The sequence below is a fragment of the Streptomyces sp. NPDC001717 genome, assembly GCF_042892775.1.
GTDB lineage: Bacteria > Actinomycetota > Actinomycetes > Streptomycetales > Streptomycetaceae > Streptomyces.
In genome coordinates this window covers 79,223-104,953 of record NZ_JBIAUK010000021.1, presented here as the reverse complement: position 1 = coordinate 104,953, position 25,731 = coordinate 79,223, and the positions used below count along the sequence as shown (strand labels likewise).

23 protein-coding genes are annotated in these 25,731 nt (G+C 73.3%); 14 read left to right on the top strand and 9 right to left on the bottom strand.

All coding sequences use genetic code 11. The features are described from left to right. Positions 1 to 95 precede the first annotated feature (95 nt). A complete protein-coding gene (locus ACFYZL_RS27780; RefSeq protein ID WP_384755912.1) occupies positions 96 to 587 on the bottom strand; it encodes a GNAT family N-acetyltransferase in 492 nt (163 codons plus the stop codon). Positions 588 to 1,441: 854 nt separating this feature from the next. On the opposite strand from ACFYZL_RS27780, the gene ACFYZL_RS27775 reads away from it, so the two are divergent. After that, a complete protein-coding gene (locus ACFYZL_RS27775; RefSeq protein WP_388682685.1) occupies positions 1,442 to 2,530 on the top strand; it encodes an alpha/beta fold hydrolase in 1,089 nt (362 codons plus the stop codon). Between the two features lie 55 nt (positions 2,531 to 2,585). Further along, entirely contained in the window at positions 2,586 to 3,818 is a 1,233-nt protein-coding gene (locus ACFYZL_RS27770; protein WP_384757852.1) for an MFS transporter, read from the top strand. Positions 3,819 to 3,913: 95 nt separating this feature from the next. Here ACFYZL_RS27770 and ACFYZL_RS27765 read toward each other — a convergent pair whose 3' ends face one another. Beyond that, a complete protein-coding gene (locus tag ACFYZL_RS27765) occupies positions 3,914 to 5,134 on the bottom strand; it encodes an amidohydrolase family protein (protein WP_384757849.1) in 1,221 nt (406 codons plus the stop codon). Between the two features lie 131 nt (positions 5,135 to 5,265). On the opposite strand from ACFYZL_RS27765, the gene ACFYZL_RS27760 reads away from it, so the two are divergent. From ACFYZL_RS27760 to ACFYZL_RS27745, 4 genes are all read left to right on the top strand, one after another. Then, complete coding sequence (locus tag ACFYZL_RS27760; RefSeq protein ID WP_388682681.1) at positions 5,266 to 8,544, top strand: BTAD domain-containing putative transcriptional regulator; 3,279 nt, start codon at positions 5,266 to 5,268, stop codon at positions 8,542 to 8,544. Between the two features lie 200 nt (positions 8,545 to 8,744). Further along, entirely contained in the window at positions 8,745 to 8,924 is a 180-nt protein-coding gene (locus tag ACFYZL_RS27755; RefSeq protein WP_384591454.1) for a hypothetical protein, read from the top strand. A 193-nt stretch (positions 8,925 to 9,117) separates the two neighbouring features. Continuing rightward, the gene (locus ACFYZL_RS27750) at positions 9,118 to 9,885 is read left to right on the top strand and encodes a methyltransferase domain-containing protein (RefSeq protein ID WP_388682679.1); all 768 of its coding nucleotides are present in this window, start codon (positions 9,118 to 9,120) and stop codon (positions 9,883 to 9,885) included. A gap of 28 nt (positions 9,886 to 9,913) precedes the next feature. Then, positions 9,914 to 10,495, top strand: coding sequence for a Uma2 family endonuclease (locus ACFYZL_RS27745; RefSeq protein WP_388682676.1), 582 nt, complete (start codon positions 9,914 to 9,916; stop codon positions 10,493 to 10,495). Between the two features lies 1 nt (position 10,496). On the opposite strand, the gene ACFYZL_RS27740 is transcribed toward ACFYZL_RS27745, so the two are convergent. Continuing rightward, positions 10,497 to 12,179, bottom strand: a complete 1,683-nt coding sequence (locus tag ACFYZL_RS27740) for a FadD3 family acyl-CoA ligase (protein ID WP_388682674.1) — start codon at positions 12,177 to 12,179, stop codon at positions 10,497 to 10,499. 105 nt (positions 12,180 to 12,284) lie between these two features. Between ACFYZL_RS27740 and ACFYZL_RS27735 the strand changes: the two genes are divergently transcribed. The 5 genes from ACFYZL_RS27735 (at position 12,285) to ACFYZL_RS27715 (ending at position 15,669) form a co-directional block, all read left to right on the top strand. Continuing rightward, complete coding sequence (locus ACFYZL_RS27735) at positions 12,285 to 13,436, top strand: lipid-transfer protein (protein ID WP_384757768.1); 1,152 nt, start codon at positions 12,285 to 12,287, stop codon at positions 13,434 to 13,436. A gap of 7 nt (positions 13,437 to 13,443) precedes the next feature. Then, the gene (locus tag ACFYZL_RS27730) at positions 13,444 to 13,920 is read left to right on the top strand and encodes a Zn-ribbon domain-containing OB-fold protein (protein ID WP_384591439.1); all 477 of its coding nucleotides are present in this window, start codon (positions 13,444 to 13,446) and stop codon (positions 13,918 to 13,920) included. Continuing rightward, positions 13,917 to 14,693 (top strand): enoyl-CoA hydratase/isomerase family protein, encoded by a 777-nt coding sequence (locus ACFYZL_RS27725; RefSeq protein WP_384757765.1) that lies wholly within the window; start codon positions 13,917 to 13,919, stop codon positions 14,691 to 14,693. The genes ACFYZL_RS27730 and ACFYZL_RS27725 overlap by 4 nt, the downstream gene beginning before the upstream one ends. Before the next feature lie 101 nt (positions 14,694 to 14,794). After that, positions 14,795 to 15,370, top strand: a complete 576-nt coding sequence (locus tag ACFYZL_RS27720; RefSeq protein WP_384757762.1) for an NADPH-dependent FMN reductase — start codon at positions 14,795 to 14,797, stop codon at positions 15,368 to 15,370. Further along, complete coding sequence (locus ACFYZL_RS27715; protein WP_384757759.1) at positions 15,367 to 15,669, top strand: putative quinol monooxygenase; 303 nt, start codon at positions 15,367 to 15,369, stop codon at positions 15,667 to 15,669. The genes ACFYZL_RS27720 and ACFYZL_RS27715 overlap by 4 nt, the downstream gene beginning before the upstream one ends. Here ACFYZL_RS27715 and ACFYZL_RS27710 read toward each other — a convergent pair. After that, positions 15,659 to 16,450 (bottom strand): alpha/beta fold hydrolase, encoded by a 792-nt coding sequence (locus ACFYZL_RS27710; protein ID WP_384757756.1) that lies wholly within the window; start codon positions 16,448 to 16,450, stop codon positions 15,659 to 15,661. The two genes, ACFYZL_RS27715 and ACFYZL_RS27710, sit on opposite strands and share 11 nt — an antisense overlap. Positions 16,451 to 16,619: 169 nt before the next feature. Here ACFYZL_RS27710 and ACFYZL_RS27705 point away from each other — a divergent pair, with 169 nt between their 5' ends. Next, entirely contained in the window at positions 16,620 to 17,471 is an 852-nt protein-coding gene (locus ACFYZL_RS27705; RefSeq protein WP_384757754.1) for a helix-turn-helix transcriptional regulator, read from the top strand. Between the two features lie 81 nt (positions 17,472 to 17,552). Here the strand turns inward: ACFYZL_RS27705 and ACFYZL_RS27700 are convergent, their stop codons facing one another. The 3 genes from ACFYZL_RS27700 to ACFYZL_RS27690 all read right to left on the bottom strand — a co-directional run bounded on the left by ACFYZL_RS27700 (position 17,553) and on the right by ACFYZL_RS27690 (position 21,526). Beyond that, complete coding sequence (locus tag ACFYZL_RS27700; protein ID WP_384757804.1) at positions 17,553 to 18,047, bottom strand: peptidylprolyl isomerase; 495 nt, start codon at positions 18,045 to 18,047, stop codon at positions 17,553 to 17,555. 56 nt (positions 18,048 to 18,103) lie between these two features. Beyond that, positions 18,104 to 20,542, bottom strand: coding sequence for a PQQ-binding-like beta-propeller repeat protein (locus ACFYZL_RS27695; protein WP_384757807.1), 2,439 nt, complete (start codon positions 20,540 to 20,542; stop codon positions 18,104 to 18,106). Positions 20,543 to 20,725: 183 nt separating this feature from the next. After that, a complete protein-coding gene (locus ACFYZL_RS27690) occupies positions 20,726 to 21,526 on the bottom strand; it encodes a VOC family protein (protein WP_384757809.1) in 801 nt (266 codons plus the stop codon). A gap of 294 nt (positions 21,527 to 21,820) precedes the next feature. On the opposite strand from ACFYZL_RS27690, the gene ACFYZL_RS27685 reads away from it, so the two are divergent. Then, a complete protein-coding gene (locus ACFYZL_RS27685; RefSeq protein ID WP_376660656.1) occupies positions 21,821 to 22,468 on the top strand; it encodes a TetR family transcriptional regulator in 648 nt (215 codons plus the stop codon). Between the two features lie 107 nt (positions 22,469 to 22,575). On the opposite strand, the gene ACFYZL_RS27680 is transcribed toward ACFYZL_RS27685, so the two are convergent. Then, positions 22,576 to 23,055 (bottom strand): nitroreductase family deazaflavin-dependent oxidoreductase, encoded by a 480-nt coding sequence (locus ACFYZL_RS27680; RefSeq protein ID WP_384757812.1) that lies wholly within the window; start codon positions 23,053 to 23,055, stop codon positions 22,576 to 22,578. Further along, on the bottom strand, positions 23,055 to 24,260 hold the full coding sequence (locus ACFYZL_RS27675; RefSeq protein WP_384757815.1) for an acyl-CoA dehydrogenase family protein: 1,206 nt from the start codon (positions 24,258 to 24,260) through the stop codon (positions 23,055 to 23,057). Before ACFYZL_RS27675 ends, ACFYZL_RS27680 begins: the two co-directional genes overlap by 1 nt. 123 nt (positions 24,261 to 24,383) lie before the next feature. On the opposite strand from ACFYZL_RS27675, the gene ACFYZL_RS27670 reads away from it, so the two are divergent. Further along, positions 24,384 to 25,613 carry an acetyl-CoA acetyltransferase gene (locus ACFYZL_RS27670; RefSeq protein ID WP_388682666.1) on the top strand — a complete coding sequence of 410 codons (1,230 nt, stop codon included), beginning with the start codon at positions 24,384 to 24,386 and terminating at the stop codon, positions 25,611 to 25,613. Positions 25,614 to 25,731: the final 118 nt, after the last annotated feature.

Below are 25,731 nucleotides of genomic sequence, written 5' to 3'. Positions count from 1 at the left end.
GATGATCCTTCCGCTTTGCCCCGGCGAAGCATGCCTTGGCGGCGGGCACGTTGCAAGGGCGCGGCGGGGCGTGGCGGGCTTCGTACCGGACGGAATCAGCGGGTTCCGGGCTCGGACCGGACGAAGCCGATGCCCGGGCGGCCGTCCACGGGAATCTCACCGGTGGACACGAAGCCCGTGCGGGTCAGGACGGTACGGGAGCCCGTGTTGTCGAGCGTGGTGACGGCCCGCAGCGTGGTCACTCCGTACCGGGTGGCGGCGAGCCGGCAGACCTCGCGCACGGCGGCCGTGGCCAGCCCGCGGCCGGCGGCCCGCTCGGCGATCCGGTAGCCGAGCTCGGCCGAGCCGTCCTCGACGTCGACGAGGTTGACCCTGCCGAGCACCTCCCCGTCGTCGCCGACGAGCAGGTGGAAGAAGCACAGCCCGTCGGCCTGTTCGGCCAGCAGGGCGCCGTGCCGCTCGTCGAAGTGCGCGAAGTAGGAATCGCCCCGGTCGGGAACCGAGGCGGCGAAGTACGCCCGGTTCTCCCGCTCGAACGCGAGCAGGGCCGGGGCGTGGTCGACACGGAGCAGTTCGAGTTCGGGCATGCCCCGATGCTAACGCTGCGGCCGCAGGGCACACCGAACCCCGCCGGGCCCGCGTGCGCGGGCACTCCCACACCACCGGATCCGATGCACGGCGCACCCCCGCAGGGGCCGGAACGCCGGTGCGCGGTGCGCCCCCGCAGGGCCCGGGGCTCCGGTGCGCGGTGCGCCCCCGCAGGGCCCCGAACGCCGGTGTGCGATGCGCCCCCGCAGGGCCCGGGACTGCGGTGCGCGGCGGCGTCCCCGCAGGGCCCGGGACTCCGGTGCGCGGCGGCGCTTGAGGCGCGGGGCACCGTCCGGCCTCGCCGGCTTTCCAGGCGCGGGAGACCTTTCCGGCCTCGCCGGCTTTCGAGGCGCGGGGCCACCCTCCAGCCTCGCCGGCGTTTGAGGCGCGGGGGACCTTTTCAGCCTCGCCGGCTTTCGAGGCGCGGGGCCACCCTCCAGCCTCGCCGGCGTTTGAGGCGCGGGGTCTGGGGCGGAGCCCCAGGACGGGTCCGGGCGGAGCCCGGGGAACGGTGGAAGGGCGGGTAGGGGACCGGCTCCGCGCAGCGGCACCCCGGCCGAGGGCGGGCCGCAGGGTGGGCCGTCGGGGCCGGGCGCGCGCCGGGGCACCTCCTCGGGCGTCGAACGGGGTGCGGCACCGGCAAGACGAGCGGGTTTCGTTCGACGCCCTGCGGGGGCGCCCCGCCACACACCCGACCCCGCCGGCGCGGGGGTACGGGCGTGGGCCGCCCCGCCGAGCACCGGTGCCGCACTCGGCCGAACCCACCCCACCGCAACGGAATTGACGCCTTGCCAGATCGCGGATCTCGCGTACCCTTCCCTCGAAGCCAAAACAGTGTCTGGGGGAAACAGTAATGATCGGTGTCATCCTCGCCGCCACCACCGCCGCGCTCGCCGCGCCCGTCGCCGTCCTCTTCGGCCACCGCGCCGTCCGCCGGTCCGCCAACGCCGCCCTCATGCGGATCGACTCGCCCACCGGCATCGACGAGCAGCGCTTCGTCCGCATCGGCGGGATCGAGCAGTGGATCTCGATCCGCGGCGAGGACCGCGCCAACCCCGTGCTCCTGGAGGTCCACGGCGGGCCCGGCGCCGCGAGTTCCCCCTACGGGGCCCGCACCCGGGAGTGGGAGAAGCACTTCACCCTCGTCCGCTGGGACATGCGCGGCGCCGGCCTGACCTTCGCCCGCGGCGGTGCCGCGACCCAGGGTGGGCCGGTCACCTTCGACCGGCTCTACGAGGACGCCCTGGAGGTCACCCGCTACGTCCTGGACAGGATGCAGGTGGAGCGGGTGGTGCTCGTGCCGAGTTCCTTCGGCACCGTCTTCGGGCTGCGCCTGGCCCGCAACCACCCCGAGCTCTACTCGGCGTACGTCGGCACCGACCAGAACGTCCACGAGGCCGGCCGGGACACCTCCGCCTACCGGGCGACGCTGGAGCGGCTGCGGGCGGCCGGGAAGACGAGGCAGGCCGCGGAGATCGAAGCGATCGGGTCCGACCCCGGGCAGTGGACCCGGGCGCAGCGGACCGCGTACGACAAGCTCTGCGCCGGCAGCGACCCGCTGACCCTGGACACGGTGAAGAAGGTGGTCCTGGGGTCGATGTGGCTGTCGCCGCTGTACACCCTCGGCCGGATCAAGGCGTACTTCCAGGCCCAGTCCTTCTCGGAGACCGTCACGGAAGGGGCGGCCGGGTTCGACGACTGGGCCGACGGGACGCGCTTCGAGATCCCGTTCTTCGTCTTCCAGGGCGCGCTGGACGTGATCACCCCCGCGGCGCGGGCCAAGGCGTACTTCGACGCGGTCGAGGCGCCGGTGAAGGGGTTCGAACTGATCGAGGACGCGAGCCACTTCGCGTGGATCCGGCGCCCGGACCGCTTCCTGGAGCTCCTCCTGACCCGCGTCCGCCCGGTGATCACGGGCACCCCGACCCCCTCGATCCGCTAACGGGTAGGGCAGTTGCCCGATCCCGCCGCACCCCCCTTAGCCGCACGCTGGCCCCATGAGCAGGTGGGGAACGATGCGCGTCCTGCGGGATCGCGACGCGGGGCTGTATCTGTCCGGGGTGGTGGTGTCCGGCTTCGGGACGAGCGCGATGTGGCTGGTCGCCGGGGTGTGGGTGAAGTCGCTGACCGGCTCGGACCCGCTCGCGGCACTCACCGCCTTCGCGATGTGGGCGCCCGTCCTGGCGGGCCCGGCCCTCGGGGCGCTCGTGGACCGGCTGCCACGGCGGCCGGTGATCGTCGCGGTGGACCTCCTGATGGCGGCGCTGCTGCCGGTGCTGCTCCTGCTCGACTCGGCGGACCGGGTGTGGCTGCTGTTCGCGGTGCTGCTGGTGTACGGGATCTGCGGCACCCTGCACGACGCGGCGGAGGCGGCGCTGGTCGCGCAGGCCGTCGAGCCGCGCCTGCTCGGGGACCTGGGCGGACTGCGGCTCGCGGCCGGGGAGGGCATGAAGCTGCTGGCGCCGCTGGTGGGCGCGGGGCTGTTCGCCCGGTACGGCGGGGCCTCGGTGGCGCTGCTCGACGCGGTGACGTTCGCGCTGGCGGCGGGGATCTTCCTACGGGTGCGGGCGGGCGGGGCGGCTCCCGAACGCGGCCCGGCGCCGGGCGGGTTCGCGGAGGGCGCCCGCCGGCTGTGGGGGTCGCGGACGCTGCGACCACTGCTCCTGGCCGGCGGGACCGTGATGTTCCTGGCCGGGCTGAACGGCGCCGCCGTCTGGGCCGTCGCGGACGGCGTGCTCGGGCGCCCCCCGGCCTACGTGGGGCTGCTGTACGCGGTGCAGGGCGCGGGTTCCGTGGTGGCCGGGCTCGCGGCGGGGCCGCTGCTGCGGCGGCTGCCGGGGTGGCTGTTCGCCGCCGCGGGGACGGCCCTGTTCGCCCTGGGCGCCGGGGTCAGGGCGGTGCCGTACGACGCGGTGGCGCTGGTGGGCAGCGCGGCGATCGGCGCGGGCCTGCCGTGCGTGCTGATCGCCGCGCTGACGGCGGTGCAGCGCGAGGTCCCCGACGCCGTCCTCGGTCGCGCCGCCGCCACGGCCAACACCGTGCTCTTCGTGCCGAACGCGGTGGCGCTGGCGCTGGGCGCGGGGCTGGTGGCGTTCACGGACGTACGGGTCCTGCTGCCGCTGCTCGCCGCGGCGGGCCTGGCCGTGGCGACGCTGCTGCTCGTGTCCCGGCGACCTCACCCGGCTGCTGCTCGAACTCCGGAGGGGCCGGCTTCACCGGCCCGGAGCTGAGTTCGACCACGTGGGCGGGTGCGGCTCACGGATCGGGGCTCCGCTCCGGCCCGTGCCCGGCGGGGGACACGGACCGGGCCAAGCCGAGCCCGGGGCTACGCGCCCGCCCACAGCCCGTCCGGGGTCAGACCGAGCAGGTCGATCGCGTTGCCGCGCACGATGCGGTCCACGACGTCCGGGGCCAGGTGGCCCATCTGCGCCTCGCCGACCTCGCGGGACTTCGGCCAGGTGGAGTCCGAGTGGGGGTAGTCCGTCTCGTAGAGGACGTTGGCCACACCGATGGAGTCGAGGTTCTTGAGCCCGAAGGCGTCGTCGAAGAAGCAGCCGAAGACGTGCTCGGCGAAGAGCTCCGACGGCGGCCGGTGGACCTTGTCCGCGACGCCGCCCCAGCCGCGGTTCTCCTCCCACACCACGTTCGCGCGTTCCAGGATGTACGGGATCCAGCCGATCTGGCCCTCCGCGTACATGATCCTCAGGTTCGGGAAGCGTTCGAACTTGCCGCTCATCAGCCAGTCGACCATCGAGAAGCAGCAGTTGGCGAAGGTGATGGTGGAGCCGACCGCCGGCGGGGCGTCCGCCGAGGTCGACGGCATCCGCGAGGACGAGCCGATGTGCATGGCGATGACCGTGCCGGTCTCGTCGCAGGCCTCCAGGAACGGGTCCCACTCGTCCGTGTGGATGGACGGGAGCCCGAGGTGCGGGGGTATCTCGGAGAAGGCGACGGCGCGCACGCCGCGGGCGGCGTTGCGGCGGACCTCGGCGGCGGCGAGGCGCGCGTCCCACAGCGGGATCAGGGTGAGGGGGATCAGGCGGCCGCGGGCCTCGGGGCCGCACCACTCCTCCACCATCCAGTCGTTGTAGGCGCGGACGCCGAGCAGCCCGAGCTCGCGGTCCTTGGCCTCGGTGAAGGTCTGGCCGCAGAAGCGCGGGAAGGTCGGGAAGCAGAGCGCCGACTGGACGTGGTTGACGTCCATGTCCGCGAGGCGGTCGGGAACCGAGAAGGAGCCCGGGCGCATCTGCTCGTAGGTGATGACTTCCAGTTTGATCTCGTCGCGGTCGTATCCGACGGCCGTGTCGAGGCGGGTGAGCGGCCGGTGCAGGTCCTCGTACACCCACCAGTCGCCGATCGGGCCGTCGTCCCCCTTGGCTCCCATCACGGGGGCGAACTTGCCGCCGAGGAAGGTCATTTCCTTCAGGGGGGCGCGGACGACGCGGGGACCGGTGTCCTTGTACTTGGACGGGAGCCGGTCCCGCCAGACGTGGGGGGGCTCAACCGTGTGGTCGTCCACCGAGATGATCTTCGGGAAGGTCTCCATGACCCCTACGGTAGCGCTGATCTGACGAACCGTCAGCTAGTTGGGAGCCGATCGGTCCGGGACGGGCTGACGTGTACGTGCAAGACAGGGCAGACTGACCCTTACACCGACGGAAGGCAGGGGGAGGACAGATGGACGGCGTACCGGCCATCCCGAGCCCACGGCGGCACCCCGGTACGACCCGGCGCGCCCCTGCGGCTGCGGCCGCACCCGAACCGGGAGCCACTCCGGCCACCGCCGCACCCCTCGCGGGCACTGCGGCGCCCCCGGCCGCCGCTGCGCCCGCCCCCTTCCCCGAGGGAACCCCGGCAGCCGGCGCCGCAGCGCCCACCCCCGCGCCGCAGCCCGACTCCACCGCCGCTCCCGCCGCCACGGGCACCGCACCCCGTACCGCAGCCGCCACCGGCACCGGCACCGCCGCAGTCGGCGCGGCCTCCGCGCCCGCCGCAGGCACGGACGCCCCCGCGCCCCGGTCGAGCCCGGCGCCCGCGAGCACCCCCGCAGGGGACTCGCGGTTCTCCGTCCTCGGCCCCATCCGCGCCTGGCGGGGCGGCGACGTGCTGCCCTCCGGAACGCCCCAGCAGCGCGCCCTGCTCGCCGCGCTGCTGCTGCGCGGCGGCCGTACCGCCACCGCCCCCGAACTCATCGACGCCATCTGGGGCGACGACCCGCCCCAGCAGGCCCTCGCCACCATCCGCACGTACGCCTCCCGGCTGCGCAAGGTCCTCGACCCCGGGCTGCTCGTCTCCGAATCCGGCGGCTACGCCATCCGCCTGCGCTCCGCCGCCACCCTCGACCTCGGCGTGGCCCGCAGCCTCGCCGACGACGCCGAGGCGGCCCGCGAGGCCGGCGACCGCGCCCGCGCCCGTACGCTCCTGACCCGCGCCCTCGACCTGTGGGACGGCGAACCCCTCGCCGGGGTCCCCGGCCCGCACGCCGAGACGGAACGCACCCGGCTGGAGGAGTGGCGCCTGCAACTGCTGGAGACCCGCCTCGACCTGGACCTGGAGGTCGGCCACCACGCGGAGGCCGTCTCCGAGCTCACCGCCCTCACCGCCGCCCACCCGCTGCGCGAACGCCTGCGCGAGCTGCTGATGCTCGCCCTCTACCGCAGCGGCCGGCAGGCCGAGGCACTCGCCGTCTACGCGGACACCCGCCGCCTCCTCGCCGGCGAGCTCGGCGTCGACCCGCGCCCCGAACTGTCCGCCCTCCAGCAGCGCATCCTCAACGCCGACGCCGACTTGGCCCGCGCCGAGGACCCGGCGCCGGCCGCCGCGGCCGTCCACGTGAGGCCCGCCCAACTTCCGGCCACCGTGCCCGACTTCACCGGACGCACCGGCTTCGTCGAGGAGCTCGGCGCCATCCTGGGCGGTGGCGCCCAAGGCCGGGTCATGGCCGTCTCCGCGCTCGCCGGCATCGGCGGCGTCGGCAAGACCACCCTCGCCGTGCACGTCGCCCACACCGCCCGAGCCCACTTCCCCGACGGCCAGCTCTACGTCGACCTCCAGGGCACCGAGCCGCGGCCCGCCGAGCCCGTCGCCGTCCTCGGCGCCTTCCTGCGCGCCCTCGGCACCCCCGACGCCTCCATCCCGGACACCGCCGACGAACGCGCCGCGCTCTACCGCTCCGCCCTCGACGGCCGCCGCGTCCTGGTCCTGCTCGACAACGCCCGCGACGCCGCCCAGGTGCGACCGCTGCTGCCCGGCACCGCCGGCTGCGCCGCCCTGGTCACCAGCCGGGTCCGCATGGCGGGTCTCGCCGGGGCCCACCTCGTCGACCTCGACGTGATGAGCCCCGAGGAGGCCCTCCAGCTCTTCACCCGGATCGTGGGTGCGGAGCGGGTCGGGGCCGAACGCCAGGCCGCCCTCGACGTGGTCGGCGCCTGCGGCTTCCTGCCGCTGGCCATCCGCATCGCCGCCTCCCGCCTCGCGGCCCGCCGCACCTGGACGGTGTCCGTCCTCGCCGCGAAGCTCGCCGACGAACGCCGCCGCCTCGACGAACTCCAGGCCGGCGACCTCGCCGTCAAGGCCACCTTCGAGCTGGGCTACGGCCAGCTGGAGCCCGCCCAGCAGCGCGCCTTCCGGCTGCTGGGCCTCGCCGACGGGCCCGACATCTCGCTCTCGGCGGCGGCCGCCGTACTGGATCTGCCCGAGTACGACACCGAGGACCTCCTGGAGGCGTTAGTCGACTGCTCCCTCCTGGAATCCGCCGCCGCCGGCCGCTACCGCTTCCACGACCTCGTACGCCTCTACGCGCGTGCGTGCGCCGAACGCGACGAGCAGCCGCCGAGCAGCCGGGACGCCGCCCTGGACCGGCTGCTGGACTTCTACCTGGCCACCGCCTCCGGGGTCTACGCCCTGGAACGCCCCGGAGACCGGCTCCCCGCGCACCTCTCCGACACCCACTACCCCGGCCTGGTCTTCCCCGACTCCCGCGCCGCCATGGACTGGCTGTACCAGGAGGCCGACCCGCTGCTGGGATGCGTACGGCAGGCCTCCGTACGGGGCGGCGACTCGACGGTGCTGCGCCGGGCCGTGGACCTGCTGTGGGCCGCGAAGGACCTGGCCGAATCCGGGGCCAACTCCAAGCAGTACGAGTCGGCCTCCCTGGCCCTGCGCGACGCCGCCCAGGCCACGAAGGACCCGTACGCCGAGGGCCGCGCCCGCACCACGCTCACCAACGTCCACCTCGTCGCGGGCCGCTTCGCCGAGGCCGACGACGAGGCCCGCCAGGCCACGGCCCTGGCCCGCGAGGCCGGCGACCCGCTGCCCAGCTGCTGGGCGCCCAACGACCGCGGGATCATCGCCCTCCACCAGGGACGGCACGCGGACGGCGAGCGCTACCTGCTGGAGGCCATCTCCAACTTCCGCGCCGACGCCAACTACGTCGGCGAGGCCAGCGCCCTGTGCAACCTCTCCCGGATCCACGTGGAGCTCGGCCGGCTCCCCAGCGCCATCGACCTCGCCCAGCAGGGCATCGCCATCTACGACCAGATGGGCCTCACCCTGCGTCTGGCCAACGGCCGTTACGCGCTGGGCATCGCCCTCACGCAGGCGGGGCGGCACGGCGAGGCGCTGGCGCAGCTCACCGAGGCGCTCGGGCTGTTCCACGACAACCGCCAGCCACTGTGGGAGGGCATCACCCACTACAGGCTGGCGGAGGTCCACCTGTCGGCCGGCAGGGCGACGCAGGCGGCCGCGCACGCCGAACAGGCCGTCGCGCTGCGGGTGATGGGCGGCGAGTGGCGTCGGGCCTGCGTGCTGATGGTGCTCGGGCGGGCGCTGCGGCGGCTGGGTCAGCGGGACCGGGCGCGGGCGTGCTGGCGGGACGCGGAGGCGGTGTTCGCCCAACTCGGCTCCTTCGAACTGGCCGAAGTGCGTGCGCTGTTGGCGTCCGAGATAGCGGCCTGAACCGGACCGGGCTGTCCGGAACTGTTCTGACCTGCGCGATCGGGCGCTGAATGAGACGTTCATCGTTCGTTTATCGCCGCCCGTCATCGTAAGTGCATCGACTCGTCGCGTCGGGGGGCACGCGGGTCGGCTGGACAACCCGCTCGGCGGTCCGCGGGGGAATCGCCGAGCGGGTCCCGACCCACCATCAGGAGTGCGTGATGACGACGAACGAGAACATCCTTCCGGTCGACGGCGACATCAAGCCGCTGGACAACCACGCCACGGGCATCGAGATCAAGCCGCTCGACAACCACGCCACGGGCGAACCGCTCACCACGGCCCCGGCCGACGAGGAGATCGTGACGCTCGACAACCACGCGACCGGCACCCTGCCGTAACGGCGGCGCCGCGCCACTGGGGACCCACGGGGGTACGGGGGTACCGGGGACCCAGTGGTACGGGGGAACGGGGGAACGGCGGCCGCGGTGGCCCGGAGGGGGAGCCACCGCGGCCGCCGCGTTCGCATGTCCGGGAAAGGCCGAAGATCCCGCGATCCCCGCCGAGAGGCTCGCGATCACTACCCTGGGGACGGTGTTCTCCTCCCACGGGCCGAGCGTCCGCGAACTCGCCGCACAGGCCCTCACCTCGGTCGAGCGGGGCTACGACCTGCTCGCGCCGAAGTTCGACCACACCCCCTTCCGCACCCCGGACCGGATGCTGGACGCGGTGGAGGAGACCCTCGCCCAGCGGGAGGGCTCCTTCGACGCCGGCCTGGACGTCTGCTGCGGCACGGGCGCGGCGATCGGCATGCTGCGGCGGCTGTGTCGGGGGCGGGTGACCGGGGTGGACGTCAGCGCGGGCATGCTCGCCGAGGCCTCCCGCGCGCACGCGGACGAGCGCGTGGACTTCGTACGGGCCGACGCGCGGGCGCTGCCGGCCGCGCTCGGGGACTCGTACGACCTGGCCGTGAGCTTCGGCGCCTTCGGCCACTTCCTGCCGGCCGAGCGGCCCGCCCTGTTCTCCGGAGTCCACCGGGCGCTGCGCCCCGGCGGGGTCTTCGCGTTCCCGATCGGCGCGCCGATGCCGCCCGCCTCGCCGGCGTGGTGGGCGGTGGCGGGCTTCGACGCGGCGATGCGGGTGCGCAACGCGGTGTGGCGGCCGCCCTTCGTCATGTACTACCGGACCTTCCCGCTGAGCGGGGTCCGGGAGGACCTGCGGGCGGCCGGTTTCACGGTGGAGACCGTGCCGCTGGAGCACTTCGGGCGGCAGCCGGGCGGCGCCCCGCGGTGGAGGCTGGTCCTGGCCCGGCGCCCGGAGGGGCCGGGCCGAACGCCGATACCGAAGGTCCCGGCTGAGTAGGCTGGCCCAGGATCCCCTGGAGGAAACCATGGCAGCCGAGCTCCCCGAACTCCCCGACTGGATGTACCCGCCCCGCCCGAGCGGCTGGGAAGCGGACGACCTCGATCACCTGCCCCAGGCCCCCCGGCACACCGAGCTCATCGACGGCGCGCTGATCTTCAGGATGTCCCCTCAGCGGAACTGGCACTCCAGGCTCGTGCAGAAGCTGACCACCAGCCTGGAACAAGCCGCACCCGAGGGCATCGAGGTCTCGCGGGAGATGACGGTCCGGCTCGACAAGAGGAGCCGTCCCGAGCCGGACATCCTGGCCGCGACGGTCGCCTACGATCCCGACCGCACCCGCTACCTTCCGAACGAGGTCGTCCTGGTGATCGAAGTGGTCTCCGAGGAATCGGCCGACCGTGACCGCTCCATCAAGCCCTTCAAGTACGCCCAGGCCGGGATCCCCCACTTCTGGCGCGTCGAGGACGAGGCGGGCGAGCCCGCCGTCCACGTCTACGAGCTGGACACGGTCACCCGGACCTACGTCCCCACCGGGATCCACCGCGAGTGGCTGAAGGTGTCGGTGCCGTTCCCCGCGGCCATCGACCTGGGCAGGCTCGTCCCCTGACTCAACGCGTGCGCAGTTCCCGCTTGAGGACTTTGCCGCTCGCGTTGCGCGGCAGTTCGGCGACGAACTCCACCTCGCGCGGCACCTTGTAGTTGGCCATCTCCCGGCGTGACCAGGCGATCAGGTCGTCGGCGGTGAGGGTGGATCCGGGGCGGCGCACGGCGTAGGCCTTGCCGACCTCGCCGAGGCGGGGGTCGGGGATGCCGACGACGGCGACGTCCGCGATGTCCGGGTGCAGGCCGAGGAGCTGCTCTATCTCGGCGGGGTAGGCGTTGAAGCCGCCGACGATGAACATGTCCTTGATCCGGTCGGTGATGCGCAGGTTGCCGTGCGCGTCCTTGAACCCGACGTCGCCGGTGTGCAGCCAGCCCTCGCCGTCGATCGTGTTCGCGGTCTCCTCGGGGTCCTCGAAGTACCCCTGCATGACGTTGTACCCGCGCACGAGGATCTCGCCGACCCGGCCGGCCGGCTGCGGCTGCCCGTCGGAGTCCGTGATCATCACCTCGGTGTCGGGGATGGCCCGTCCCGAGGTCTCCGCGATGACCTGCGCCGGATCCCCCTGCCGGCACATCGTGACGATGCCGCTCGCCTCGGAGAGCCCGTAGGCGGTCAGGACGGTGGCGATGTGCAGCTCGCTGCGGAGCCGCTCGACGAGCTGGAGCGGGACCACGGCCGCGCCGGTGACGACCAGGCGCAGGGCCGACAGGTCGTGGTGGTCGCGCTGGGGGTGGTCGAGGAGCGACTGGTGGAGGGTGGGCGGCCCGGGGAGGACGGAGATCCGCTCGGCGGCGACGTTGGCGAGGGCGGTGTCCACGTTGAAGACGGGCTGCGGGACCATCGTGGCGCCGCGCATCAGGCAGGCGATGATCCCGGCCTTGTAGCCGAAGGTGTGGAAGAAGGGGTTCACGATCAGGTAGCGGTCGCCCTCGCGCAGTCCGGCGAGCTCGCTCCACACCTCGTAGCAGCGCAGGGACTGGCCGTGGGTGATGACGGCGCCCTTGGGGCTGCCGGTGGTGCCCGAGGTGAAGATGATGTCGGAGGGCGCGTCGGGGCGAACGGATTCCGCGCGCTCGCGGACCACCGCCGCCGGGACGGAGTCCCCGCCGGCGAGGAAGTCCTTCCAGGTGCGGAAGGACTCGGGCGCGTCCTCGGCGAGGACGACGACCTCCTCCAGGTGCGGCAGCCCGGGCAGCGGACCCGTGCCGGGGCCCTCGGCGGCGGCGCGGCGCAGCGAGGCGACGTACGAGGTGCCGAGGAAGGTCCCGGTGATGAAGAGCAGCTTCGCGCGGCTGCGCCGCAGGACGTAGGCCGCTTCCGCGCCCTTGAAGCGGGTGTTGAGCGGGACGAGCACGGCGCCGGCCGAGACGGCGCCGAGCGCGGAGACGATCCAGTCGAGGGTGTTGGGGGCCCAGACGGCGACGCGGTCGCCGGGTTCGACGCCGGCGGCCAGGCAGGCGGCCGCGGCGCGCTCGACGCGCTCGCCGAGCTGGGCGTAGTCGATCCTGACGCGGCCGTCGACGACGGCCTCGCGGTCGGCGTACCGTACGGCTGCCGCCCGGACGAGCCCGCCGATGCTGCCCCAGCGCAGGTCCGCCCGTGCGTCCTCCCGCCGGTCGCCGGGCAAGCCTCCGGGCAGGTCTCCGTGCCGGTCGCCGTGCCCGCCCTCGCGCCCCTCGTCGCCCATCCGTGCCACCCCTCCGCGAACCCAGTAGCTGACTATCCGTCAGATTAGCTGTAGCCTTCGCGGCTGTCAGCAGTACCGGTGCACCCCTCACCCACGGAGGTGGCGATGGCGGCAACGCTCAAGGACGCTACGGCGATAGTCGGCATCGGCCAGACGCCCTTTGCCAAACGACTGCCGCAGTCCGAGAAGGAACTGGCCTGCCGGGCCATCCTGGCGGCCCTCGACGACGCGGGCATCGACCCGTCCGAGGTCGACGCCTTCTCCTCGTACACCATGGAGGAGACCGACGAGGTCGAGGTCGCCAAGGCCATCGGCGCCGGCGACGTCACCTTCTTCTCCAAGATCGGCTACGGCGGTGGCGGTTCCTGCGCCACCGTCGGACACCTCGCCGCGGCCGTCGCCACGGGCCAGGCCACCGTCGGCGTCGCCTGGCGCTCCCGCAAGCGCGGCTCGGGCCCCCGCCCCTGGAAGAACACCGCCGTCCAGCTGCCCACCCCCGGCCAGTGGACCCGCCCCTTCGGGCTGCTGCGGCCGGCCGACGAGATCGGCATGCTGGCCCGCCGCTACATGCACGAGTACGGCGCCACCCGCGACCACCTCTTCAACGTGGCGATGGCCTGCCGCAACCGGGCCAACGAGAACCCGGCCGCGATGATGTACGAGCGCCCGCTGACCCGCGAGATGTACATGACCTCCCGCATGATCAGCGACCCGCTCTGCCTCTTCGACAACTGCCTGGAGACCGACGGCGCGCTCGCCTGCGTGATCGTCTCCGCCGAACGCGCCCGGGACTGCCGCCAGAAGCCCGTCTACGTGCACTCCGCCGCCCAGGGCCTGCCCTCGCAGCACCACGGCATGGTCAACTACTGGAACGAGGACCCGCTGAGCGGCCCCGCCTGGACGGCCGCCCGACACCTGTGGAAGCAGGCCGACTTCGGGCCCCAGGACGTGGACGTCGCCCAGATCTACGACGCGTTCACCCCGCTGATCCCGCTCTCCCTGGAGGGCTACGGCTTCTGCGGGCGCGGCGAGGGCGCCGCCTTCACCGAGGGCGGGGCCCTGGAGATGGGCGGCAGGCTCCCGATCAACACGGGTGGCGGCGGTCTGTCCGAGGCCTACGTGCACGGCTTCAACCTGATCAACGAGGGCGTCAAGCAGCTGCGCGGCATCTCCACCGCCCAGGTGCCGGACGCCGCGACCTGCCTGGTGACGGCGGGCGAGGGTGTCCCGACGTCCGCGATCCTGCTGAGGAGCTGAGCCGGCCATGACCGCATCCGTACCCACGCACGCGCCCACGTCCCCCTCCGCCGAGGGCCTGTTGCTGCCCGTCCCCGACGAGGACGGCGCGCCCTTCTGGGAGTACGCCGCCCGGGGCGAGCTCCGCGTCCAGGCCTGCACGGCCTGCGGCGAGCTCCGCTTCCCGCCCCGCCCCTGCTGCCCGCACTGCCGGTCCTTCGACAGCGAGTGGCGGCCGATGAGCGGCCGGGGCAGGATCTGGTCCTACGTGCTGCCCCACCCGCCGCTGCTGCCCGCGTACGCGGCGCAGGCCCCGTACAACGTGATCCTCGTGGAGCTCGCCGACGCGCCCCGGATCCGGCTCGCCGGGAACCTGGTGACCTCCGCCGACGCCCCGCTCGACTCCGTGGACCCGGCCAGGCTGCGCATCGGGGCGCGGGTCCAGGTGACCTTCACGAGCGTCGACGGGATGGCCGTGCCGCGCTGGATCCTGGAGAAGTCTTGACGCTGCGGGTGGAGCGGGACAAGGCGACCGGGGTCGCGGTCGTCACCCTGGACCGGGAGCGCCGGCACAACGCGATCGACCTGGAGACGGCCGCCGAACTGGTCGCGACGTGGCGGGAGTTCCGCTTCGACGACGACGTGCGGGCGGTGGTGCTGACGGGCGCGGGGACGGCCGCCTTCTGCACGGGCATCGACCGGGGCGTCGAGGTGCCGCAGCCCGGCTCCCCGTACTCGGTCGACGATCCGCTGGCCGCAATCGGCCCGAAGGCGGGCGACCTGTGGAAGCCGGTGGTCGCCGCCGTCAACGGCATGGCCTGCGGCGGGGCGTTCTACCTGCTGGGCGAGTCGGAGTTCCTCGTCGCGTCCTCCTCGGCGAGCTTCTTCGACCCGCACACCACCTACGGGATGGTCAGCGCCTACGAGGCCGTGTACATGGCGCAGCGCATGCCGTTCGGCGAGGCGGCCCGGATGTCCCTGATGGGCACGGCCGAGCGGCTCTCGGCGCGGCGCGCGTACGAGATCGGGCTCGTCTCGGAACTGACCGAGCCCGGGGAACTCCTCCCGGCGGCCCTGCGGGCGGCGGAAACCCTGGCCGGTCATCCGACGGGGGCCGTGCAGGGCACCGTACGGGCGCTGTGGTCGGCGAAGCAGGCCGCGCTCCAACAGGCCCTGTCCCAGGCGCCGGCGCTGATCTCGCTGGGCAACCTGACACCGGACGACCAGGCGGAACTCTTCGCGTCCCGCCGACCCGGGAAGGAGTTCCGACTGCGCTGACGCAGGTTACCGAACGGTTCAGTTGCAGAACTGAACCGTTCTGTTTAGTCTTTTCGGTGCCGGGGTCACCACGACCACGCCGCTCACCGAGGGGGACCGTCATGTCCGGGTTCAAGATCCTTGCCATCTCCGGCAGCCTGCGCGCCGACTCGCACAACACCGCCCTGCTGCGCGCCGCGCGCAAGCACCAGCCCGGTGGCCTGGACATCGAGATCTACGACGGCCTGCGCGAGATCCCCCCGTACGACCAGGACCTCGACAACCCGCGGGACCGTCCGGCCGCCGTGGCCGAGCTGCGCCGCCGGATCGACGCGGCCGACGGACTGCTGATCGCCACCCCGGAGTTCAACTACTCGATCCCGGGCACCCTGAAGAACGCCCTCGACTGGGTCAGCACCGACTGGACCAAGCAGGAGGGCCTGCCCCTGCTGCGCAAGCCGATCGCCATCCTGGGCGCCGCGCCCACCAACTTCGGCACCGTGCGCGCGCAGTTGGCGCTGCGGCAGGTGTTCGTGTGGACCGACAGCGACGTCGTCGTCAAGCCCGAGGTGCAGGTGTTCCGATCGCACGAGCGCTTCGACGGGGACGGCAACCTGACGGACGAGACCACCATCTCCCTCGTCCGGGACCTGCTCGCGGCCCTCGAGGCCAAGGCGAAGGCGGCGTCGGCGCGATGACCTCCACCCCGCAGACCTCCGTGACGGCGATCGCCCGTCTCCGGGCCCTCCCCGGCCGGGAGGCGGAAGTCCGCGCCCAGGCCCTCGCCCTCGTCGCCCCCACCCGGGCCGAGGCCGGCAACCTCTCCTACCGCCCGTACGAGGACCCGGTCGCCCCCGGCGCCTGGGTGGTCCTGGAGGAATGGGCCGACGACTCCTCCTGGCAGGCCCACCTCGCCTCCCCCCACCTGGCCGCCGCCCTGGCCCGCACGACGGCGCTCCTGGCGGAGCCTCCGGTGGTGCGGGTGTTCACGCAATGAAGTCGCTCACGAGCTTGACGAAGGCGTCCTCCTGCTCGAAGAGCATGACGTGGCCCGCGTCGATCTCGGCGTAGGAGCTGTTCGCGATGGCGGCGTGCAGCTCGCGGCTGTGCCGGACCGGGACGGTGATGTCCTGGGTGCCGCCGATCACCAGGGTGGGAGCCTCGATGCGGGGCAGCAGCGGACGGATGTCCACCCGCAGGTCGTAGTCGATGTGGCGCAGGGTGCCCTCGGTGGGCGGCATGTTGGGGATCAGGGCCTCGAACGCCGCGCGGCCGATGGCGTTGAGGAACCCGCTGCTGAAGCCGGTCATCGCCACGGCACGGCCGAAGGAGGCGGGGTCGGAGGTGCCGAGGTCCTGCCAGAGCGTGAAGAGGCTGCGCAGGTACTCGTCGCTGTCGGTGTGGGCCCAACCGGCGACCAGGATCAGCCTGCGCACCAGGTCGGGGCGGAGCGCGGCGACGGTGGCGGCGACGGTGGAGCCCATCGAGAAGCCCAGCAGGTCGACCGGCCCGTCCGCCGCGTCCACCGCGTCCTCGATGACGGCGATGACCTGGGCGGCGAGACCCTCGGCCGTGAGCGGGGCACCGTCGTCCACGGTCGCGTCGGTGCCGGACAGGTCGGGGGTGATCACGGTGTGGTGCGGGGCGAACCGGGGAGCGGTCTGACCCCAGTTGAGGGCCGCGCCGGCCGATCCGGTGCCGTGGACCAGGACCAGGGCGGGGCCCGAGCCGGTCTTCTCGTAGTGGACCTGCGCGCCGTTGACGTCGACGATGGCCATGATGTGCTCCCGGTGTCTGCGGTGCCGACCGTGTCGGCGGTGTCGTCCGGGGCGTTCTCGCTCCGGCCCGACCCACATTGGCGCCGCCCGGAAAGGGCCGGGAGAGCCCTCCTCACCCTGGGATCGGCAGTCCCTGGTTGGGCACCAGGCCATCCGGCAGGATGACCGTATGAAGATCGACCGTGAGGCACTCGCCGATTTCCTGCGCCGCTCCCGCGAGCGGGTAAGGCCCCAGGACGCCGGCCTGCCGGTCGGCCCCCGACGCCGCACGCCGGGCCTTCGCCGCGAGGAGGTCGCCCAGCTCGCCGGCATGTCGGCCGACTACTACATCCGCCTCGAACAGGCCCGCGGCCCGCAGCCCTCGCCCGAGATGCTCGCCGCCCTGGCACGGGCCCTGCGCCTGTCCGACGACGAACGCGACCACCTCCACCTCCTCGCAGGCCGCCGTCCGCCCGCCGCGCGGACCTCGGGCGACCACGTCGGCCCGGGACTGCTGCACCTGATGGACCGGCTCCCCGACACACCCGTCCAGGTCCTCGGCGACCTCGGTGACGTCCTGGCCCAGAACCCGATGGCAGAAGCCCTGCTCGGCGGTGTGTGCACGGTGTCCGAGCACGGCCGCAACGTGGCCTGGCGCTGGTTCGCCGACCCGGCCCAGCGCGCCGCGTACCCGGCGGAGGAACACGAGTACTACAGCCGGCTGCACGTGGCCGACCTGCGGGCGGCCGTGGGCCGGCGCGCGGGCGACCCGGCGGCGGCGCGCCTGGTGGAGCGGCTGAAGGGGACCGGCGAGGAGTTCACCACCCTCTGGGACCTGCACGAGGTCGCCGTGCGCCGGGCCTCGCGCATGCGGGTCCTGCACCCGCTGATCGGGCCGGTCGAGCTGGACTGCCAGGTCCTGCTCGCCCCGGAGGGCGACCAGCGCGTGGTCCTCTACACGCCGCCCGTCGGCAGTGACACCGCCGAGCGCCTCGCCCTCCTCAAGGTGGTCGGCACGGGCCAGTTCACCCCGGCGGGCTGAGCCCGCCCACCGGCCCCGGAAACGGCGGCGGCCCCGGCCCCGGTGAAGGGCGGGGCCGACCGGCCGGGCAGGCGGGGTGGATCAGGCCTCGACGACGCCCGAAGCGGCGATCTCGATCTTCGCGCGGGTGGCGCCCGAGGGGGAGCCCAGCTTCTCGATCTGGTCCACGATCTCGGAGCCCTCGACGACCTCGCCGAAGACGACGTGCTTGCCGTCCAGCCACGGGGTGACGACGGTGGTGATGAAGAACTGCGAGCCGTTGGTGTTGCGGCCGGCGTTCGCCATCGACAGCAGGTACTTGCGGTCGTGCTTCAGCTGGAAGTTCTCGTCCTCGAACTTCTCGCCGTAGATGGACTTGCCGCCGGTGCCGTTGTGGTTGGTGAAGTCACCGCCCTGCAGCATGAACTGCGGGATGACGCGGTGGAAGCCGGAGCCCGCGTAGCCGTAGCCGTTCTGGCCGGTGGCCAGCTCGCGGAAGTTGCGCGCCGTCTTCGGGACGACCTCGTCGAAGAGGTTGAAGACGATGCGGCCGGCGGCCTCGCCGTTGATGTTGATGTCGAAGTAAACGTTGCTCATGGGGTCCATCCTGTCACTCCCGGTGCCGTGCGCTACCCGGCGGGGCCGGAAGCCCGTCATGCGGACGTACGCGTACCCGTCCCCTTCGCGGCGTCCAGGGCGTACACGCAGCGGTCCTTGCTGCACGCGTAGACCACGCCCGCCTCGGCCACCGGGGCGCCCGTGATCTCGCCCCCCGTGGCCAGCTTCCAGCGCAGCTGCCCGCCCGCCGCGTCCAGCGTGTACAGGCAGTGGTCGGCGGAGCCGAAGTGCACCCGGCCGTCCGCGACCGCCGGCATGCCGGTGATCTCGCCGCCCGCCGCGAACCGCCACTTCGGGGTGCCGGTGACCGCGTCGAGCGTGTACAGCGCACTGCCCGCGCCCAGGTGGATGTTGCCGGCCTCGACCACGACCGGATCGACGGACGAGCGCGCCTCCGTCGCGATGCGCCAGCGGTCCTGACCGGTGGCCGCGTCCAGGGCGTACACCGTGCCGAGGTAGTCGACGAGGTACACCCCGCCGCCCGTGACCGCCGCGCCCGGCGCGAAGGCCGGGGGCGCCAGGAAGACCGCGGGGGCCTCGAAGTGCCAGCGGACCCGGCCCGAGGCCCGGTCGACGGAGAGCACGCGGGTGCCGGCGGCCACGTAGACGTTGCCGTCGGGGCCGGGCGTGACCCGCACCGGAACGTTGCCGCAGGAGCCCGCGTCGCCGACCGGGTACGACCACGACTCGCGGCCGGAGCGGGCGTCCAGCGCACGCAGCCGGGCGTCCTGCCAGACGTACACGGTGCCGTCGTGCAGGACCGGCGCCGCCTCCCGGGTCTCGAAGTCGGTCTGGGCCCCGCTCAGCTGCCACAGCTGCTGACCGCTGGAGGCCTCCCAGCCCTGCACGCCGCCCCCGCGCGTCGCGGTGACGACGGTGCCCCGCTCGGCGCGCACGGCGTACGCCCAGGACTCCGTCGACAGCCGCCACCGCTCCGAGCCGTCCTTGGCGTCGAGCGCGTAGAGCGAGGGGCCGTCGGAGGCGTGGATACGGCCGTCGGCGACGGCCATGGCCCAGGCCACGTCCCGGGTCTTGAACTGGCGTCGGCCGCTCGCCACGTCCAGGGCGTGCACCTCGAAGGACGTGACGTACAGCAGGTCGCCCGCGACGGTCGGGGTGCCCCACACCTCGTTCGACATGCGGAAGCGCCACGGCCGCCAGCGCCCGCTGTCCGGCGCCGCGCTCGGCGTCGGTACGACGACGCCCGAGGGCGCGGCCACCGCCGAGCCGCCCGGCGGACGGACCCAGCCGGTCGCGGAATCCGCCCCGGAGGCGTGCGCGGCCGGGGCCGCGGCCGTCGCCCGCGGACCGGGCCCGATCGGCACCGGGGAACCGCCGAGGCGGACGGGCTCGCCCGAGGACACCGGGTTCATCGGCGGGCGGTCCGGGCGCTGCGGCAGGGCCTGCCCGGTGCGCGGGTCCACCCACGAGTCGGCGCCGCGCGGGCGGCGGTGCGTGGCGTCGTCCGAACGCCCCCCGGAGCCCGCACCGGGACGCGGGTCCGCACCGGGACGCGGATCGGCCCCCGGCCTGCGGTCCGAGCCCGGGCGCGGCGGGTTCAGGGAGGTGGTGGGAGCCGTACGGTTGCCCGCCCGCCGGGCCTCGATCATCGCGACCGCGCGCCCGGGCAGCCACGCCGAGGCGGTGCCGCTCTCGTCGTCGCCCTCGAAGAGGTGCGGGGCGAGCTGTGCCTGGAGGTCGGCGGGGGTCGGACGCTGCGTCGCGTCCATCTGCATGCAGGAGTCGATCAGCGGCCGCAGCTCGTCGGGGAGCCCCTCCAGGTTCGGCCCCTCGCGCAGCAGCATGAACACCGTCTCGACCGGGTTCGCCCCGTGGTACGGCGGGTGCCCGGTCGCGGCGAACACCAGCGTCGAGCCGAGGGAGAAGACGTCGCTGGCGCCCTTGACGCTGCGCGAGTCCTTCGCCTGCTCCGGCGACATGTAGGCGGGGGTGCCGACGGCCACGTTCGTCATCGTCAGACGGGTGTTGGAGACACCGCTGGCGATGCCGAAGTCGATCACGCGCGGGCCGTCCTCGACGACGAGCACGTTGGACGGCTTCAGGTCGCGGTGGACCAGTCCCGCCCCGTGGATGGACTGCAGCGCCTCGGCGATGCCGGCCGCGAGCCACCGCACGGCCTGGGCGGGCATGGGCCCGCACTCGTTGACGATCTCCTCCAGGGAGGGCGCCGGCACGTACGCGGTCGCCAGCCACGGCACCGCCGCCCGCGGGTCGGCGTCGACCACGGCCGCGGTGTAGAAGCCCGACACGGCGCGCGCCGCCTCGACCTCGCGGGTGAACCGCACGCGGAAGAGCTGGTCCTCGGCGAGCTCGGTGCGCACCGTCTTGATCGCGACCCGTCGTCCGGACGCGGACCGCGCGAGATAGACCAGCCCCATGCCGCCGGCGCCGAGCCGTCCCAGCACCTCGAAGGGGCCGATCCGTCTCGGGTCGTGCTGCGTCAGCTGCTCCACCACTCGCCCCTTCACATCCCCGTACGGACCCACGCTCCGGGCCCGCTTCCACCGGTACGGGGCCATGCCCCGTGCAGCGTCTCACTCCGGGCGCCGCCCGGGTCGCGCAACCCCGATTCTGTCAGGCCCGCGCCTGGTCCGGCCCCGGCACGGCCCGCCGGGTCGGGTGGGATGGCCCACTCGTCACCGGCCCAGGCGCGTCCGGGGCTCCGAGAGCAGCCCGAAGACCGCCCCCTGATTGTCGGCGACGACGGCGATGCGGCCGTACGGGGTGTCGACGGGATCGGCGGTGACCCGCCCGCCGAGCCGCCGGACCGTCGCGACGGACTGGTCGCAGTCCGGGACGGCGAAGTACGCGAGGAAGTGCGCGGGCATGATGTCGGGGAACGCGTCGGTGATCAGGCTGCGGCCCAGTACGGCGGTGTCGCTGCCGGGCGCCTTGCCGGGCGGGGACCAGACGCGGTACTCGATGCCGGCCTCGTCGTCGTTCTGGTCCTCCGGTACGTAGCCGAAGACCTTGGCGTAGAAGACGTCGACGGCGTCGCGGGCCCGGGTGTAGACCTCGCTCCAGCAGTACGTGTACGGCTCGTTCTGGGCCTCGAAGCCGTGATGGGTGCCGGGCTGCCACAGGCCGAAGACGGCCCCGCCGGGGTCGGCGGCCATCGCGGCGGCCCCGTACGGGCCCACGGGCATCGGGTCCATCACCATGTGACCGCCGGCGGCCCGGATGCGCTGGGCGCAGGCGTGGACGTCGGTGGTGTAGAGGTAGATCCCCCAGACGGTGGGCATCCGGCCGTCGGGCTTGGGGGCGAGGGCGGCGACGTTGCGGCCGCGGCTGTAGGCCTGGGTGTAGTGGCCGTACTCGGCTCCCGCGCTGTCCCCGAAAGTCCACCCGAAGAGCTCACCGTAGAAGCGCTTGCCCGCCTCGACGTCCGGCAGCGAGGCGTCGACCCAGCAGGGTGCGCCTTCCGCGAATGCGGCCATGAGCCCGGTTCCTTCCGTTGTGCGGGGGTGCGTACCGTCCCACCTCTCCCACCTGTCCCACTTTCCACGGCCATGATCTGCCCGAAAACTTGTCCACAGCCTGTTGATAAGACTATTCGGGGGAAACACTGAGCAACCGGGCGACCCGCCGCAGGACCCGCCGACGGGTTCACCCCCGGCCGGAATCCACCGCCAAAGCCTCTCAAATCCGCTTTCCGGCCAGGCCGGGGGCCCCATAACCCCATTTGCAGGCGGCCGAATAGCGCCCCGATCACCCCTCGGTAAGCTGACGGCATGACAGGACAAGTACGCACCGTCGACGGGCGTGTCGCCGGCCGGCGCGGCCAAGCGACGCGGCAGAAGCTGCTCGACTGCCTCAGCGAGATGCTCAGCTCCTCGCCGTACCGCGACGTCAAAGTGATCGACGTCGCCCGCAAGGCCGGTACCTCCCCCGCGACCTTCTACCAGTACTTCCCGGACGTCGAAGGCGCCGTCCTGGAGATCGCCGAGCAAATGGCGACCGAAGGCGCGCAGTTGACCTCACTGGTCGAGGGGCGCACCTGGGTCGGCAAATCCGGGTGGGCCGCCGCCGAAGAGCTCGTCGAGGGCTTCCTGGACTTCTGGCGGCGCAATGACGCGATCCTGCGTGTAGTGGACCTCGGCGCGGCCGAGGGCGACAAGCGCTTCTACAAGATCCGCATGAAGATCCTCAATTCCGTCACCAACTCCCTGACGGAGTCGGTCAAGGAGCTCCAGGCCAAGGGCAAGGTCGACAAGGACGTCAGCCCGGCGGCGATGGCCGGCTCACTGGTCGCGATGCTGGCCGCGGTCGCCTCGCACCAGAAGGGCTTCCAGACCTGGGGCGTCAAGCAGGCCGAACTCAAGCCGAACCTGGCCCTCCTGGTCCACCTCGGCATCACCGGCAAGAAGCCGACCAAGTGACGGCGGGCCCTGCGAGAGGGTCCGCCGCCCCGGCCTTGCCCTGACCGCGCCCTGACCGCGCTCCGGCCGCGCCCTGACCTTGCTCCGACCGTGTCGCCCGCCTGCGATCAGCGACGCTCCAGGCGGAACAGCCGGATCTCGCGCTCGATGCGCGCCTGGTACGTCGCGTACGGCGGCCAGAACTTCAGGACCGCCTGCCACGCCGCCGCGCGTTCCTCCCCCTCCAGCAGCCGGGCCCGTACGGCGATGTCCTGGCCGCGCCAGCTCACGTCCGCGTCCGGGTGCTTGAGCAGGTTCCCGGTCCATGCCGGGTGGCCGGGCCGGCCGAAGTTGGACCCGATCAGCAGCCAGCTCACCCCGTCGGCCTCCGGCATGCAGGCGAGGGGGGTCGTGCGGGGTTCGCCGGTCTTGGCGCCCTTCGCGGTGAGGATCACGCCCGGCAGCATCTGGGCGCTGAGCATCACCTTGCCGCGGGTGAGCTTGTGCACGGCCTTGTCCATGGCCGGGATGAAATGCGGTGCGATCCTGGCGAACAGCATGGTCGAGGAGACCTTCTGCATCACCTTGACTCCGAGGGTCACAGCCATCAGACGGCCACCTTCCGCGGCTGGGGGGTGAACAGGTCCGCACGGTCCGCGGCGTGGGCTCGCAGCCGGTGGACGGGGCCGAACAGCAGCTCGTCGGCCGCCGCCCGTTTGAAGTACAGGTGCGCGTCGTGCTCCCAGGTGAAGCCGATGCCGCCGTGGAGCTGGATGGCCTCGCCGGCGGTCACCCGCAGGGTCTCCAGCGCCTGGGCGAGGGCGAGGCCGCCCTGCTCCGGGTCCCAGGCCGCGTAGTAGGCCGCCGACCGGGCCGCCTGCACGCGTACGTAGAGGTCGGCGAGCCGGTGCTTGACCGCCTGGAAGGATCCGACGGCACGGCCGAACTGCTCGCGCTGCTGCACGTAGTCCACGGTGCGGGCGAGCGCCTGCGCCGCCGCGCCGACCGCCTCGGCGGCGAGCACCACGGAGGCGGTACGACCGGTGGCGGCGAGGGCGGCGAGCACTTCGGATCCGTCCCCTTCGCCGCCGTCGAGATCACCGAGCAATTCGGCCGACACGTCCCGCAGTTCGATGCGGGCCTGCGGGCGGGTCTCGTCCAGGGTGGTCTGCCGCGAGGTCACGAGCCCGGACGCGTCCTGCCGTACGAGGAAGAGCAGCGTGCGACTGCGGGCGAACCCGCCGGTGTGCGCGGCGACCAGCAGCAGGCCCGCACTGTGCCCGTCGAGCACCTGGGGCACTTCCCCGTACAGCCGCCAACCGGCCCCGTCCTCCGCGGCGCGGGCCTGGACCCCGCCCGCACGGCCGCCGCCGGACCACGGCCCGGCGGCGTTGTCGCCGGTCAGCGCGAGCGCGGTGGCCAGGGACGGGCCGGGTACGGCGAGGGCGGCGGTGAGGGTGCCGGCCGCCAGCGGCGGGAGCAGCGCGGAACGCTGGGCGGACGTGCCGAGGGCGGTGATCAGCGGCGCGCACAGCGCGGCGGTGGCCAGCAGCGGGGAGGGCAGCAGGGCCCGCCCGGTCTCCTCGCAGGCCAGGGCCAGGTCGGCGGGGGTGCAGCCGACCCCGCCGTACTCCTCGGCGACGGCGATGCCGGGCAGCCCGAGCTGCTGGGCGAGCTGCTGCCACAGCTCACGGTCGTACCCCTCGGCCGTGCGGACGGCGGCCTTGACCTCGTCGGGGCCGCAGCGTTTGCCCAGGATCTCGCGCAGGGTACGGCGTATCTCGTCCTGCTCCGCGGTGAAGGCGGCATCCATCGTCGGGCTCCCTCCCGTATCTGACGGTGCGTCATATTAGGGCGGGCGGTGAGGGATGCACAGGGGGCGGGAGCCGCGGGTTGGCTCTAGAAACTGACACGACGTCAGATGTACCTTCCCCTCATGCCTGGACTCACACCCGGACCCACACCTGGAACCACGGCCGGACCCGGATCCCGCCCCGAACCGCGCCCCCGCCGCCGCGTCGCCGTCGTCGGCGTCGCCCTCTCGGACTGCGGCCGGGTGGACGGCCCGACCCCCTACGCCCTGCACGCACAGGCGGCCCGCCGCGCCCTGGCCGACTCGGGGCTCGACCGCTCCGTCATCGACGGCTTCGCCTCGGCCGGCCTCGGCACGCTCGCCCCGGTGGAGGTCGCCGAGTACCTGGGCCTGCGCCCCACCTGGGTCGACTCCACCTCCGTGGGCGGCTCCACCTGGGAGGTCATGGCGGCCCACGCGGCGGACGCCATCGCCGCCGGCCACGCCAACGCCGTGCTGCTGGTCTACGGATCCACGGCCCGGGCCGACATCAAGGCGCGCCGGCGGACCTCGAACCTCTCCTTCGGCGCCCGGGGACCCCTCCAGTTCGAGGTTCCCTACGGCCACACGCTGATCTCCAAGTACGCCATGGCCGCCCGCCGCCACATGCACGAGTACGGGACCACGCTGGAGCAGCTCGCCTCGGTGGCCGTGCAGGCCCGCGCGAACGCGGCCACCAACCCCGACGCGATGTTCCGCGAACCGCTGACCGTCGACGAGGTGCTGTCGTCCGAGATGATCGCGGACCCGTTCACGAAGCTGAACTGCTGCATCCGCTCGGACGGCGGCTGCGCGGTGCTGCTGGCCGCGGAGGACTACGTACCGGACACCGCCAAGACCCCGGTCTGGATCCTGGGCTCCGGCACCGCCGTCTCCCACACCACCATGTCGGAGTGGGAGGACTTCACGGTCTCCCCGGCGGCCGTCTCCGGCCGACTCGCCTTCGAGCGGGCGGGCCTGACACCCGCCGACGTGGACCTGGCCGAGATCTACGACGCCTTCACGTACATGACGCTGGTGACCCTGGAGGACCTCGGCTTCTGCGCCAAGGGCGAAGGCGGCGCCTTCGTGGAGAAGGGCCGCCTCCTGCGCGACGGCGAACTCCCGGTCAACACGGACGGCGGCGGCCTCTCCGCCTGCCACCCGGGCATGCGCGGCCTCTTCCTGCTGGTCGAAGCGGTCCGCCAACTCCGCGGCGAGGCGGGCGCGGGCCAGGTCACCAAACCCGGCGGCCGCCTCCCGGAAATCGCGGTCGCCTCGGGCACGGGCGGCTGGTTCTGCTCGTCGGGGACGGTGGTGCTGGGGCGGGGGTGAGGGGGGTGGGGGGTGAGGAGGGTGGGGGTGAGGGGGGCCTGAAGCCTGCCGGGGGTGGGGGTGGGGTGCCCCACCGGGTCGGAGGCGAGCAGCCAACCGGAACAAGGGAGTTGTCGGC

What these genes read in the sequence shown, in the direction of transcription:
- ACFYZL_RS27780 (WP_384755912.1), bottom strand. Translation starts at nt 587, where the DNA reads ATGCCCGAACTCGAACTGCTCCGTGTCGACCACGCCCCGGCCCTGCTC.
- ACFYZL_RS27775 (WP_388682685.1), top strand. Translation starts at nt 1,442, where the DNA reads ATGATCGGTGTCATCCTCGCCGCCACCACCGCCGCGCTCGCCGCGCCC.
- ACFYZL_RS27770 (WP_384757852.1), top strand. Translation starts at nt 2,586, where the DNA reads ATGAGCAGGTGGGGAACGATGCGCGTCCTGCGGGATCGCGACGCGGGG.
- ACFYZL_RS27765 (WP_384757849.1), bottom strand. Translation starts at nt 5,134, where the DNA reads ATGGAGACCTTCCCGAAGATCATCTCGGTGGACGACCACACGGTTGAG.
- ACFYZL_RS27760 (WP_388682681.1), top strand. Translation starts at nt 5,266, where the DNA reads ATGGACGGCGTACCGGCCATCCCGAGCCCACGGCGGCACCCCGGTACG.
- ACFYZL_RS27755 (WP_384591454.1), top strand. Translation starts at nt 8,745, where the DNA reads ATGACGACGAACGAGAACATCCTTCCGGTCGACGGCGACATCAAGCCG.
- ACFYZL_RS27745 (WP_388682676.1), top strand. Translation starts at nt 9,914, where the DNA reads ATGGCAGCCGAGCTCCCCGAACTCCCCGACTGGATGTACCCGCCCCGC.
- ACFYZL_RS27740 (WP_388682674.1), bottom strand. Translation starts at nt 12,179, where the DNA reads ATGGGCGACGAGGGGCGCGAGGGCGGGCACGGCGACCGGCACGGAGAC.
- ACFYZL_RS27735 (WP_384757768.1), top strand. Translation starts at nt 12,285, where the DNA reads ATGGCGGCAACGCTCAAGGACGCTACGGCGATAGTCGGCATCGGCCAG.
- ACFYZL_RS27730 (WP_384591439.1), top strand. Translation starts at nt 13,444, where the DNA reads ATGACCGCATCCGTACCCACGCACGCGCCCACGTCCCCCTCCGCCGAG.
- ACFYZL_RS27720 (WP_384757762.1), top strand. Translation starts at nt 14,795, where the DNA reads ATGTCCGGGTTCAAGATCCTTGCCATCTCCGGCAGCCTGCGCGCCGAC.
- ACFYZL_RS27715 (WP_384757759.1), top strand. Translation starts at nt 15,367, where the DNA reads ATGACCTCCACCCCGCAGACCTCCGTGACGGCGATCGCCCGTCTCCGG.
- ACFYZL_RS27710 (WP_384757756.1), bottom strand. Translation starts at nt 16,450, where the DNA reads ATGGCCATCGTCGACGTCAACGGCGCGCAGGTCCACTACGAGAAGACC.
- ACFYZL_RS27705 (WP_384757754.1), top strand. Translation starts at nt 16,620, where the DNA reads ATGAAGATCGACCGTGAGGCACTCGCCGATTTCCTGCGCCGCTCCCGC.
- ACFYZL_RS27700 (WP_384757804.1), bottom strand. Translation starts at nt 18,047, where the DNA reads ATGAGCAACGTTTACTTCGACATCAACATCAACGGCGAGGCCGCCGGC.
- ACFYZL_RS27690 (WP_384757809.1), bottom strand. Translation starts at nt 21,526, where the DNA reads ATGGCCGCATTCGCGGAAGGCGCACCCTGCTGGGTCGACGCCTCGCTG.
- ACFYZL_RS27685 (WP_376660656.1), top strand. Translation starts at nt 21,821, where the DNA reads ATGACAGGACAAGTACGCACCGTCGACGGGCGTGTCGCCGGCCGGCGC.
- ACFYZL_RS27680 (WP_384757812.1), bottom strand. Translation starts at nt 23,055, where the DNA reads ATGGCTGTGACCCTCGGAGTCAAGGTGATGCAGAAGGTCTCCTCGACC.
- ACFYZL_RS27675 (WP_384757815.1), bottom strand. Translation starts at nt 24,260, where the DNA reads ATGGATGCCGCCTTCACCGCGGAGCAGGACGAGATACGCCGTACCCTG.
- ACFYZL_RS27670 (WP_388682666.1), top strand. Translation starts at nt 24,384, where the DNA reads ATGCCTGGACTCACACCCGGACCCACACCTGGAACCACGGCCGGACCC.